At 61.4% G+C, this 11108-nt stretch carries 10 protein-coding genes and 1 tRNA gene; 3 read left to right on the plus strand and 8 right to left on the minus strand.

Annotated elements, in window-relative coordinates; translation table 11 throughout:
* Nucleotides 1–87: 87 nt before the first annotated feature.
* The gene (gene murA / locus ACHZCU_RS12575; RefSeq protein ID WP_319519040.1) at nt 88–1380 is read right to left on the minus strand and encodes a UDP-N-acetylglucosamine 1-carboxyvinyltransferase; all 1293 of its coding nucleotides are present in this window, start codon (nt 1378–1380) and stop codon (nt 88–90) included.
* 215 nt (nt 1381–1595) lie between these two features.
* The gene (locus tag ACHZCU_RS12580) at nt 1596–1775 is read right to left on the minus strand and encodes a hypothetical protein (RefSeq protein WP_319519041.1); all 180 of its coding nucleotides are present in this window, start codon (nt 1773–1775) and stop codon (nt 1596–1598) included.
* Between the two features lie 152 nt (nt 1776–1927).
* On the opposite strand from ACHZCU_RS12580, the gene ACHZCU_RS12585 reads away from it, so the two are divergent.
* Nucleotides 1928–2002: transfer RNA gene (locus ACHZCU_RS12585), tRNA-Thr, on the plus strand.
* A 178-nt stretch (nt 2003–2180) separates the two neighbouring features.
* Here the strand turns inward: ACHZCU_RS12585 and ACHZCU_RS12590 are convergent.
* Both ACHZCU_RS12590 and ACHZCU_RS12595 read right to left on the minus strand, forming a co-directional pair.
* Nucleotides 2181–2906 carry a LuxR C-terminal-related transcriptional regulator gene (locus ACHZCU_RS12590; RefSeq protein ID WP_319519042.1) on the minus strand — a complete coding sequence of 242 codons (726 nt, stop codon included), beginning with the start codon at nt 2904–2906 and terminating at the stop codon, nt 2181–2183.
* Between the two features lie 385 nt (nt 2907–3291).
* Nucleotides 3292–5610 (minus strand): NADP-dependent malic enzyme, encoded by a 2319-nt coding sequence (locus ACHZCU_RS12595; RefSeq protein ID WP_319519043.1) that lies wholly within the window; start codon nt 5608–5610, stop codon nt 3292–3294.
* A gap of 270 nt (nt 5611–5880) precedes the next feature.
* On the opposite strand from ACHZCU_RS12595, the gene ACHZCU_RS12600 reads away from it, so the two are divergent.
* Nucleotides 5881–6267, plus strand: coding sequence for a DoxX family protein (locus ACHZCU_RS12600; protein ID WP_106302656.1), 387 nt, complete (start codon nt 5881–5883; stop codon nt 6265–6267).
* 165 nt (nt 6268–6432) lie between these two features.
* Nucleotides 6433–7728 carry an alpha/beta fold hydrolase gene (locus ACHZCU_RS12605; protein WP_319519795.1) on the plus strand — a complete coding sequence of 432 codons (1296 nt, stop codon included), beginning with the start codon at nt 6433–6435 and terminating at the stop codon, nt 7726–7728.
* Nucleotides 7729–7736: 8 nt separating this feature from the next.
* Here ACHZCU_RS12605 and ACHZCU_RS12610 read toward each other — a convergent pair whose 3' ends face one another.
* From ACHZCU_RS12610 to ACHZCU_RS12625, 4 genes are all read right to left on the minus strand, one after another.
* Nucleotides 7737–8354: a DUF6969 family protein gene (locus ACHZCU_RS12610; protein ID WP_319519044.1), complete on the minus strand. Its 618-nt coding sequence runs from the start codon at nt 8352–8354 to the stop codon at nt 7737–7739.
* A gap of 11 nt (nt 8355–8365) precedes the next feature.
* On the minus strand, nt 8366–8773 hold the full coding sequence (locus ACHZCU_RS12615; RefSeq protein ID WP_319519045.1) for a hypothetical protein: 408 nt from the start codon (nt 8771–8773) through the stop codon (nt 8366–8368).
* Nucleotides 8770–9981 (minus strand): YeeE/YedE family protein, encoded by a 1212-nt coding sequence (locus ACHZCU_RS12620; protein ID WP_319519046.1) that lies wholly within the window; start codon nt 9979–9981, stop codon nt 8770–8772. The genes ACHZCU_RS12615 and ACHZCU_RS12620 overlap by 4 nt, the downstream gene beginning before the upstream one ends.
* A 97-nt stretch (nt 9982–10078) precedes the next feature.
* The gene (locus ACHZCU_RS12625) at nt 10079–10993 is read right to left on the minus strand and encodes a sulfurtransferase (protein ID WP_319519047.1); all 915 of its coding nucleotides are present in this window, start codon (nt 10991–10993) and stop codon (nt 10079–10081) included.
* Nucleotides 10994–11108 lie beyond the last annotated feature (115 nt).

An 11108-nucleotide genomic window follows, 5' to 3' on the forward strand; every position in this document is an offset into this window, starting at 1 on the left:
CCGAAATAAGGCGGTCGTGGCCGTTTCGCAACCATTGTTGTGCCGGGAATGCCTGGGGTCGACAGGAAAATGATGTCCGGGACCGCGTCAGCTGCCGATCCGCTCGACAACCGCGCCGCAGCGGGTGAGCTTTTCTTCCAGCCGCTCGAAACCGCGATCGAGGTGGTAGACCCGCGACACGGTGGTTTCGCCCTTGGCGGCAAGGCCTGCGATGACGAGCGAGACCGAGGCGCGCAGATCCGTCGCCATGACCGGAGCGCCATGGAGTTCGGGAACGCCCTTGATCGTTGCCGTCTGGCCGGAAAGCGAAATGTCGGCGCCGAGGCGGGCCAGTTCCTGCACATGCATGAACCGGTTTTCGAAAATCGTCTCGACAATGCGTGCGGTGCCCTTGGCGCGGGTCATCAAAGCCATGAACTGCGCCTGCAGGTCTGTAGGAAAACCCGGATAGGGTTCTGTGGTGACATCGACCGGACGAATATCGTCGCCGTGGCCGATGATGTGGATGCCGGTTTCCGTCGGGGTGATTTCGGCGCCTGCCGCGCGGATCGCCTCGATTGCGGAACTCAGGAGGGCGGCATCGGTGTTTTCCAGCGTAACCTCGCCGCCGGCCATGGCAACGGCCATAGCATAGGTGCCGGTTTCGATCCGGTCCGGCAGAACGGTGTGGCGCGCGCCGGAAAGCGAGGTGACGCCGTCAATCGTGATCGTCGGTGAGCCGGCACCCTCGATCTTCGCGCCCATGGCCTTCAGGCAATTGGCAAGGTCGACCACTTCCGGCTCGCGCGCGGCGTTTTCAAGCACCGTCGTGCCGTTGGCAAGCGTTGCCGCCATCATCAGCGTATGGGTCGCGCCGACGGAAACCTTGGGGAACACGTAGTGACGGCCGACAAGCCCGCCCTTCGGCGCCTTCGCCTCGACATAGCCCTGTTCGATCTCGATTTCCGCGCCCAGCGCCTTCAGCCCGTCGATGAACAGATCGACCGGACGCGTACCGATGGCGCAACCGCCCGGCAGCGAAACCCGGGCAATGCCCTCGCGCGCCAGAAGCGGGCCGATGACCCAGAACGAGGCGCGCATCTTGCGCACAAGCTCATAGGAAGCGGTGGTGTCGGTAATCGTCGGGCAATTGAAATGGATGGTGCGCGCATAGCCGTCCTGTTGGCGTTCGCGCCGGCCGTTGACGGAGATGTCGACGCCGTGATTGCCGAGGATGCGCATCAAGAGCTCGACATCGGCCAGATGCGGCACGTTTTCCAGCGTCAGCGTGTCGCTGGTCAGAAGCGAGGAAATGATCAGCGGCAGTGCTGCATTTTTCGCGCCGGAAATGGGAATGACACCCTTCAAAGGGTTGCCGCCGACGACTCTGATTTGATCCATTCCACATTTTCCGGGCAAAACCCGGCCTCTCCTTGAAGCTTAGGCGCGTCGCATTAAACGAAACGCCCGCCATGATCAATTGCAATGGTTGACAAGTTGTTGAACGGGTCCGCACAAACCAGCGAAAAATGGCAGGGGCGTGTTCGGCGCCGGCAAAAGATGGCGCTTTGTCCGTAGATAATCCGCTAAGGCCGGGCAGGAGCGTCTGGGCGTTTTCAGTGTTCGCCGTTGCCTTTCGCGGCGGGAAGGCCGTCTGTCTCGTCTTCCGCGCCCTTGCGGCGCGCGCGGGACTGCTGTTTGCGGCGTGCCAGGTTTTCGCGCAGCTTCTGTGCCGCACGTTCCCTGCGCAGTTCCGCTGCGTCGGGTTGTCTGTTTTTCGGTTTGGCGTCGTCCATGCTGCCATACCCTCCTGAAGCATTCTTGTCGCCGAAACGGCGGATATCGGAAAAGAATTGTTTTTACCGTCTTGCACTCGAAGCGGAGCTATGGCAATAGGCCGCTTGCCTGCACCGAACGGTGCCGGGTGATTTCCGTCAAACGGAAACGGGCTGCCGTAGCTCAGGGGTAGAGCACTCCCTTGGTAAGGGAGAGGCCGAGAGTTCAAATCTCTCCGGCAGCACCAGTTATGTCATTGTTTTCCAAAATGCTTCTATTCTGCACCGCGCGATTGAAGATCGTTTGTCGTCGTGAAGTTGATATCTCCGAGTCGGCCATCATCGCCGCTACCCAACCTGCCGCAGAACGCGTGAAGGATCGATGTGCGGGTATGGCAATGCTGTGCATAGCCGTAACGGCTTGTCCTAATCGATAATGCTGAGTCGGATGGCTTTCGCCACGAGCTGCGTTCTGTTGACGCAATCCATCTTGCGGATCGCGTTTGCGAGGTAGGCGTTTACCGTGTGGTCCGAAAGACCGAGAATCCCGCCGATTTCATGTGATGTCTTGCCCTCGGCCGTCCAGCGGATGACCTCCATCTCGCGTGCCGAGAGGCTTCCGAGCTGCGTGCCCGGATGGTCTTTCAGTTCAGCATAGCGCCGCAATGCGCGCCGTGCGAGGTTGTTGAGCGCTGCCTCTTCCTTGCTGCCGAGTGGCTCCCGATCTCCGAAAAACAGCAGGCCCATCTGTTGCTGGCTGCTGGTGGTGCAGGTGAACACGATGCCCATGCTGATCCTGAGTGCGCGCATGCGCTGGGCAAAGTCGGTGCGGCTGCGGTCATCGCGGGCTTCGATGTCTTCCAGCGCCCACTGCAACGGTGCGCCTGCCGGCCGGTGCCTGTCCCGACAGGGCGCGATATGAAACAGGCCGGTCAGGTCACGGGATTCGACGAATGGTCGCGGCAGGGTCGTGAAGTGAATCAATGAGGAAATCGTCGCCTCTTTTGACCCGGGAATATCCATGAGGGTGAAATGGACCAGTCCGAAATGTGATGCAATCGATGCGAGTATTTTTGCAAACATTTCAGGTTGTGCTGCTCGGTCTATATCGCGCGAAAACTGAAGCAATCTGTCTTCGTCAGATAAATTCATAAGCTCTTCCCACCAAGCCGTATTTTATTGATATCTCATATAAATCATCCGACTGTTTCAGCGACCGGAGAGGAGGGTGAAGTGGCTAAGAGCCAGCCAGTCAATTCATGATTTCAACCTGTAATATACATAAACCCTAGGTAAAGTCGAGTTGTATGTTGAGTAAGTATCCCTCAATGCGAGCATTGGCCGCAGCCATGTGTGCTGGCGAAAACCTGAAACTGAAATGACCGCAGCGGCTGACGCTGGGGTTGGCGTTTACATCGGCAATCGGCCGGGATTGGGGCTTGCCACCGGGCAAAACGCCGCAGCCCCGCCTGCATCTGCTGCAAGCGGGGCTGCTTTCGGGTGTCGATGGTGTTGCGGGCTTATGCCCTGAATGCTGTTACTCCGTGCCGCGCGGCTCTTTTTGCGCCAGGTTGGCCTCGACCACGGCCAGCGTTGCCATGTTGACGATGCCGCGCGAGGTGACGGAAGGCGAGAGGATGTGGGCGGGCAGCGCGCTGCCGAGCAGGATCGGCCCGACATGAAGCGCATCGAGCATGCCCTGCACCACGGTCATGGTGATATGGGCGGAATCGAGCGAGGGGAAAACCAGCAGGTTGGCCTCGCCGGACAGCGTGCTGTTGGGCATGACCCGGTTTCTAAGCGTTTCGGAAATCGCGGTGTCGCCGTGCATTTCGCCGTCGACTTCCAGATCCGGCATGCGCTCGCGGATAATGGCCAGTGCGGCACGCATGCGCGCGGCCGTTTCGGAATCGCGCGAACCGAAATTCGAATGCGAGACCAGTGCGGCCTTGGCCGTCATGCCGAAACGCGAAACCGCGCGGGCGGACTGGATCGTCGTTTCCGCGATTTCCTCGGCTGACGGGCAGTAGGTGACGTGGGTATCGGCAAAGAATGTTGCACCACGGTTGGAAATCAGCAGTCCGAGGCTTGAAAAGTCCCGCACGTTTTCATGCTTGCCGATAATGTTGCCGATGTCGCGCAGATGCCGTTCGAAACGGCCTTCCACGCCGCACAGCAGGGCATCGGCATCGCCGCGCTTGACAGCCAGCGCCCCGATCACAGTGGTGTTGGTGCGCACGATGGTGCGCGCGCGATCCGGCGTGACGCCCTTGCGGGCGACAAAGGCGAGATATTCGTCGACATATTCCCTGAAACGCGAATCGCTTTCGGGGTTGATGATCTCGAAATCCTCCTGCGGGCGCATGCGCAGGCCATAGCGCTTGCGGCGGGTTTCGAGCACATTCGGACGGCCGATCAGGATCGGCCGGGAAATACCCTCCTCGATCAGCACCTGGGCGGCGCGCATCACGCGTTCGTCCTCGCCGTCGGAGAAGATCACCCGTTTCGGCTCGGCGGCCTTGGCTGCGGCGAATACCGGCTTCATGACAAGGCCGGAGCGGAAGGCGAAGCGGTTCAACTGGTCGAAATAGGCTTCGTAATCCTCGATCGGGCGCTCGGCGACGCCGCTGTCGGCGGCAGCCTTCGCCACGGCCGGGGCAATGCGCAGGATCAGGCGCGGATCGAAGGGGGAGGGGATCAGATAGTCCGGCCCGAAGATCAGCGGCTCGCCCGAGGACGAATGCGGCACTTCCCAGACTTCCTCTCTGGCAAGCCCGGCAATCGCCCTGACGGCGGCCATCTTCATTTCTTCATTGATGGTGCGGGCGCCGCAATCGAGTGCGCCGCGGAAAATATACGGGAAACACAGGACATTGTTGACCTGGTTCGGGAAGTCCGACCGGCCGGTACAGATCATCGCATCCGCGCGTTCGGCGCGGGCCAGGTCCGGCATGATCTCCGGCACGGGATTGGCGAGCGCCATGATCATCGGCTTGTCGGCCATCTTTTCCAGCAGGGACGGCTTCAGCGCACCGGCAACGGACAGGCCGAGGAACACATCCGCGCCCTCGATATGGTCGGCGAGCGCATGCGCGTCGCTTTTCTGGGCGTAGACTGCCTTCCACCGGTCCATATTCGTGGTGCGATCGGGATGAACCAGGCCATCGATATCGAACACCCAGATGTTCTCACGCTGCGCACCCAGAGAGACCAGAAGATTGAGGCAGGCAAGTGCGGCAGCACCGGCGCCGGAGGCGACGATCTTGACGTTTTCGATCGATTTCCCGGCCAGTTCCAGGCCGTTGAGGATTGCCGCGGCGACGATGATGGCGGTGCCGTGCTGGTCATCGTGGAACACCGGGATCTGCATCTTCTCGCGCAGGATACGCTCGACCTCGAAACATTCCGGGGCCTTGATGTCTTCCAGATTGACGCCGCCGAATGTCGGCTCGAGGGCGGAGACCGTGGATACCATTTCGTCGATGGTCGGCGCATCGATTTCGATATCAAAGACGTCGACGCCGGCAAATTTCTTGAACAGGACGGCCTTGCCTTCCATGACCGGCTTGGACGCGAGCGGCCCGATATTGCCGAGGCCGAGCACGGCCGTGCCGTTTGAAACGACGGCAACAAGGTTGCTGCGCGATGTATATTTCGCTGCATCGGAAGGGTTGTCGTGGATGGCGAGACAGGGGGCGCCGACACCGGGCGAATAGGCCAATGCCAGGTCGCGCTGGTTGCCCAGCGGTTTTATCGCCTGAATTTCCAGTTTTCCGGCCCGCGGATAGCGGTGATAGAACAGAGCCTGCTGCTGCAGGTCTTCTCCGGCGCCCTTGGTTTCGTTGGGTTCGCTCATTGTTTCGTCTCCTTGTCCGGCGCCGGCTATCCGGTCTCCCCAGTGCCGGCGACTATATGGTCGGAATCCGGGAACTGCAATCCGCCGCTGTCATGCAGGGCCGTGTTTGTCTCGCACCAGTATTGCGGGTGATGTGGGCAACGTTCCGTCGACGGTCTGTTCACAAAGGTGTATATTTCACTTGGCGCGTTTTTGGGTATTGTGCCGATCACACCGGGCGGTCTCTTGCAGACGCCGATTGCTTACAAAGACCGTATGGAGTCAAAGACGATGAATAAAATGCTGCAGCCGCTGGCGCCTTATTTCCTGGCCCTGCTTCGGGTGGTCACGGGCCTTCTCTATCTGGAGCACGGCACCCAGAAAATCCTCCACTTTCCGATTTCCGAAATGCATCCGCCGATGTTCTCGATATTCTGGGTCGCCGGTATTCTGGAACTTGTCGGCGGCGTGCTGATCATCGTCGGCCTTTACACCCGCATTTCGGCCTTTGTGCTTTCGGGCGCAATGGCGGTTGCCTATTTCATGGTGCACGCGCCCCAGAGCTTTTTCCCGGTGCTCAACGGCGGTGATGCTGCAATCCTGTTCTGCTTCGTCTTCCTGTATCTTGTCTTTGCCGGCCCCGGCGCTTTCAGCCTCGACGGCAAGATCAAGCGCTAAACACGGCTCTCAAGCTGCAGATGATCGCAAAGGCGGGCGCTTCGGGGCCCGTCTTTTTCTTTTGGTGCGTTTCACCCGACTGCCCTTTCCGCAAGCCGCAAAAGCGGATAGTCCTGCGAAGACGGGCCGGCAGGCCATGTGAACGAACCAGGATGAAGCGCGATGATGCCAAAGCAATATATCATTCCCGGCATGATGATCCGGGACATGCTGGTGCCGGTGCCGCTTGACTGGTCAAATCCGGACGGTGCGATCATCCAGATCTTCGTGCGCGAAATCGTGGACCCGGCACGCCGGCGGGACGACCTGCCGACACTGGCCTTCCTGCAGGGCGGGCCCGGCGGCAAGTCGCCACGGCCTGCCGGCGGCGGACCGGCCTGGCTCACCGAGGCGCTGAAGACCCATCGCGTGATCCTGATTGACCAGCGCGGCACGGGGCGCAGCCACCGGATCGAGGCCGGAACCATGTCCCGCTTCGATACCGGCGAGGCGGCGGCGGACTATCTGATGCATTTCCGTGCCGACAGCATCGTTGCCGATTGTGAGCATGTGCGCAAAAACCTGCTGGGCGACGGCAAGTGGGAGACGCTCGGCCAGAGTTTTGGCGGGTTCATAACATTGACCTATCTTTCGATGGCGCCGGAAGGGCTTTCGGCCTGCTATGTGACGGGTGGATTGTCCGGCCTTTCCGCATCGGCAGAAGATGTCTACCGGCGCACCTATCCGCGTGTTCTGGCCAAAAACCGAAAATATCACCGGCGTTATCCCCATGACGCGGCGCTCGTCTCGCGGATCGCCGATCATATCGCCGCTAATGACGTTCGCCTTCCCGATGGCGACCGGCTGAGTGTGCGCCGGTTGCAGACACTGGGTCTTGCCTTCGGCATGGCGCCGGGTTTCGAGAACGTGCACTGGCTGATGGACGAGGCTTTCGCCGATCCCGACGAGACGCGGCTTTCCGACAGTTTTCTGTTTTCGGTCATGGCCGAGACCGGTTTTGATACCAACCCGCTTTTTGCCGTTCTGCATGAAAGCATATACGGGCAGGGCAGCGCGCCGACGAACTGGGCCGCCGAGCGGGTGCGCGCCGAGTTTTCGAAGTTCGATCCCGGCGAACGGCCGCTGATGCTGACCGGGGAAATGATTTATCCATGGATGTTCGAGGAAATTCGCTCGCTGCGGCCGTTCCGCGCCGCCGTCGAGGCGCTGGCTGCGCGGGAGGCTTATCCGCCGCTTTATGACGCGACCCGGCTCTTTGCCAATGACATCCCCGTTGCCGCGGCCGTTTATCACGATGACATGTATGTCGATGCCGGACTGTCACTGGAGACGGCGGCGCGGCTTGGCAATTGCCAGACATGGGTCACCAATGAATACGAGCATGACGGGCTGCGCCAGGATGTCAACGTCTTCCGCCGCCTGCGTGGATTGATCGAGGAGCAGGGCGGGCCGCTGCTGTAGCCACGGCGTCAGGCCGAAACATCCAGGTTTTCGGCCTTGTCCTGAAGGTTTGCATAGAACTCGGATGTCAGCTCCAGTGTCCGGTCTTCATGTGTTGAAACAGACGGATCGGTCGGCTGATGGTGGGCGATAACATCGTCCCGGGTGCGGATAAGGCTGGCGATTTCGTCGTCATACAGACGGATGACGGCCGTCAGCCAGCGATTGACGAGGTAGGACGGGCGGCCGAGGTGGACATCGAAACGCGGTAGAAGCGCGATCGTGTCCGCGGCATTGAGCCAGTCATCACCAACAACCCATTGGTTGACGGTAAAAAGCCGCTTCAGCCTGCCATGTGCATCGACGCCGACCGCAATGAGGTGGTGGATGGGGCCGTCGGGCCCGAGGGGGCGCAGGAAGCAATGGAAATGACCGTGCTCGCCGCTTTCATGCGCCGGCTCGTGGCAGTGATAATACCATTGAGCGCCGGTCTCCGGGTCGTAGACTTCGCCCTTCGGGTAGTGTTCCCAGCTTGTCGGGGTATCGACGCCGGCAAGCGTTTCGAGAAGCACGCTGTCTCCGGTTTTTGCAAGGACCCGCTCGCAAAACAGGGCTTCGGCTGCCGCCCGCTGATGGTCTTCAGTCATGAAACGCTCCCTCACCTGTCCGAAGGCTCCTGATCTTCCGCGAAGGGAGCATAGCCTGTCGTCGCGGTTGCGTCCGATGCTTTCTGGTCTTCGGCAAACGGTGCATAGCCGGATGCTGATGGTTTGGCCGGCATGGCGGGTTTGCTCTGCTGCCCTGCAAACGGCGAGTAGCCGCTGGCCGAAGGGGCGGGGGCTGCTGCGCAGGGGCTGGCGGAAGGTGCCGGCGCCGCAGCGCAGGGGCTTGCCGCAACCGGCGCGCCTGCCGCGCACGGGCTACCCGCAGCGCAGGGCGAGGCGGCGCTGTATCCCGCCTGCGGCGCGGCTGCAGGCGCCGTGCGATGGGTGACATAATCCGCCGTGATGCCGACGACGGCGACGGTCAGCGCCGTGCCGAAAAGAAAGGTGTTGCGGTCGCTCATTTCCTGAAGCCATCCAGGCCGAAAAGGGGTCTGATCGCGATACCGGCCAGCGAGCCGCCAAAGGCTGTCGCAAACCAGAGCCAACCATGCAGGCTGCCCGAGGCGATGCCGGAAAACAGGGCCCCGATATTGCAGCCGAATGAAAGCCGCGCGCCATAGCCCATCAGCAGGCCGCCGAGAATGGCGGCCGTCAGGGATAGCAGCGGCAGGCCCGCCTTGGGCGCGAACTTGCCCGCAAGGCTGGCTGCGACCGCCGATCCGACCAGAATGCCGAAATTCATCACCGAAACCGTATCATCGAGAACGCTCGCCGACAGCGCCTTTGCCGGGCCGGGCCATTGCCAGAAGGCCCAGTCGGAGACCGGCACGCCGACGGCCTCGGCGATCTTCGCACCCCAAAGGCCGAAACCGAAGGTGATCGACCATGTATGCCCGGCAACCAGCAGGGTTGCGACATTGGCAAGCGCCAGCACGATCCCGGCGCCGATCAGCGGCCACGGACCATGAAGCAGCCGCGCAATGCCGGCGGTATCCGGACGCGGGGCCTGTTCGAGATTGCCATGCGCGCGCCGTTCGATCAGGACGGTCAGCAGGGCGACGAGCCCGAGGCCGGCAAGCGTCACCGCTAGTCCGCCGGCCGCGCCCAGTGAAGCGCCGAGATTGACCGGCGGCAGGGATGGCAGCGAGAGCCACCACGGCAGGTGCGCGGTGCCGATCAGCGCACCGGCAACGAAGCCCGCAAGCGTGACCAGCATGCGCGCCGAACCACCGCCAACGGTAAACAGCGTGCCCGAGCCGCAGCCGCCGCCGAGCTGCATGCCAAAGCCGAACATGGCCGCGCCCACCAGAACGGAAACGCCGACCGGCGCAAACGCCCCCGCAAGCGGATGACCTGCGAATGTGCCCAGCTTCAGTAGCGGAATGAAAAACAGGGCCGCAACCGCGATCATCAGCATTTGCGCACGAATGGCGCGGCCGCGACGCTGCACCGAAAACCGCCGCCAGCCGCCGGTAAATCCGAAGGCGGCATGAAAAAGCGTCACGCCCATAACCCCGCCGATCAGGAACAGCGCCGACTGACGCGCGCCTGCGGCGGCGGCAATCAGAACCTCGCCGAGAACGAAGATGAGAACGAGAACCAGCGCCGTCCCCCGGTCGGGCACCGGGCTTTTCAGTGTGTCGGAAGCGGTCGGTTGGGCAATAGCCATGAAATCAGGTCCTGAAAAATACCGGCGGCCTCTCGCCAAAAAAGCGGGAGGCCTGTTGCTTAAAGGATCATCCGGTGCGCCGCGCGGGCGTTGCCGCTTATTGCAGAGGGCGGCTTTCGTCGGAAGCCCATTCGGCCAGCGAACCGTCATACATCTTGACGTTTTTCTTGCCGTCAACTTCGGAAAGACCGAACCAGGCAATCGAGGCCCAGTGACCGGTATTGCAGAATGCGATTGTTTCGTCACCCTCGGAAAGGCCGGCATCGGAGGCAAGCGACTGTGCTTCGCTCTGGTTTACGAAGCTGGCGGTCTCGGCATTGTAGAACCGGCTCTGCGGCAGGTTGATCGCACCGGGGATCGTGCCGGGGGCGCGGACTACGGGGCTTTTCGCCTTGCCTTCGAACTGATCGACGGGACGGCCATCGACCAACCGGACACCGTTGTCTTCAGCCGCGGCGACCTCTTCCGTCGAGGCGTAGTATTGCGGACGGAAATCAGCAGTGAAATTGCCGGCCTGCTGGGGAATGACCATTTCGGTTTCAAGTTCGCCGTCGGCAGCCTGCCAGTCGCGCATGCCGCCGTCCAGGATGGTGACATTGTCATGACCCAGCACCTTGAAGGTCCAGTAAACGCGGGTTGCAGCACCGAACTCGGAAGACGATGCGCCTGCCGGCACGACGACGACCTGCGTGTCGTCATTGATGCCGAGGCTCTTGATCCGGCCTTCGATTTCCGGGATTGCCGGAAGCTGGCCGGGGACACCGTCTACGGTCGCCCGCCAGCCGAACTTGCCATAGGGCGCCCAGATCGCGCCGGGAATGTGGCCTGCGGTATAGGGGTTGGCGTCATCCGTCGGGGCGCGGGTGTCAAGGACGATCAGCCCGTCGCTGCCGAGGTGGTCCTGAAGCCATGTTGCGTCGACGAGAGGGGCATCGGTCAGCCGTTCGGCCGATGCCGGGACGGCGAATGCGGCGACAATCGCGAACGCCGCGGAAATGATGGAGAGGCGCATGGGAGGCTCCGCTTTGTTGTAAACTCGCGGTGTTATGCGACATATTCGCGCCAAGTGCGTGCCCGGGCGTTTTAAATTAGAGCCTCATGAAGAAAATCGGTTCTTTGCAGAGTTT

The organism is uncultured Martelella sp. (genome assembly GCF_963677965.2).
In the GTDB taxonomy this organism is placed as follows: domain Bacteria; phylum Pseudomonadota; class Alphaproteobacteria; order Rhizobiales; family Rhizobiaceae; genus Martelella; species Martelella mangrovi.

Coding starts and splice junctions, on each gene's coding strand:
- ACHZCU_RS12600 (WP_106302656.1), top strand. CDS start 5,881: ATGAATAAAATGCTGCAGCCGCTGGCGCCTTATTTCCTGGCCCTGCTT.
- ACHZCU_RS12615 (WP_319519045.1), bottom strand. CDS start 8,773: ATGAGCGACCGCAACACCTTTCTTTTCGGCACGGCGCTGACCGTCGCC.
- murA (WP_319519040.1), bottom strand. CDS start 1,380: ATGGATCAAATCAGAGTCGTCGGCGGCAACCCTTTGAAGGGTGTCATT.
- ACHZCU_RS12595 (WP_319519043.1), bottom strand. CDS start 5,610: ATGAGCGAACCCAACGAAACCAAGGGCGCCGGAGAAGACCTGCAGCAG.
- ACHZCU_RS12580 (WP_319519041.1), bottom strand. CDS start 1,775: ATGGACGACGCCAAACCGAAAAACAGACAACCCGACGCAGCGGAACTG.
- ACHZCU_RS12625 (WP_319519047.1), bottom strand. CDS start 10,993: ATGCGCCTCTCCATCATTTCCGCGGCGTTCGCGATTGTCGCCGCATTC.
- ACHZCU_RS12590 (WP_319519042.1), bottom strand. CDS start 2,906: ATGAATTTATCTGACGAAGACAGATTGCTTCAGTTTTCGCGCGATATA.
- ACHZCU_RS12605 (WP_319519795.1), top strand. CDS start 6,433: ATGCCAAAGCAATATATCATTCCCGGCATGATGATCCGGGACATGCTG.
- ACHZCU_RS12610 (WP_319519044.1), bottom strand. CDS start 8,354: ATGACTGAAGACCATCAGCGGGCGGCAGCCGAAGCCCTGTTTTGCGAG.
- ACHZCU_RS12620 (WP_319519046.1), bottom strand. CDS start 9,981: ATGGCTATTGCCCAACCGACCGCTTCCGACACACTGAAAAGCCCGGTG.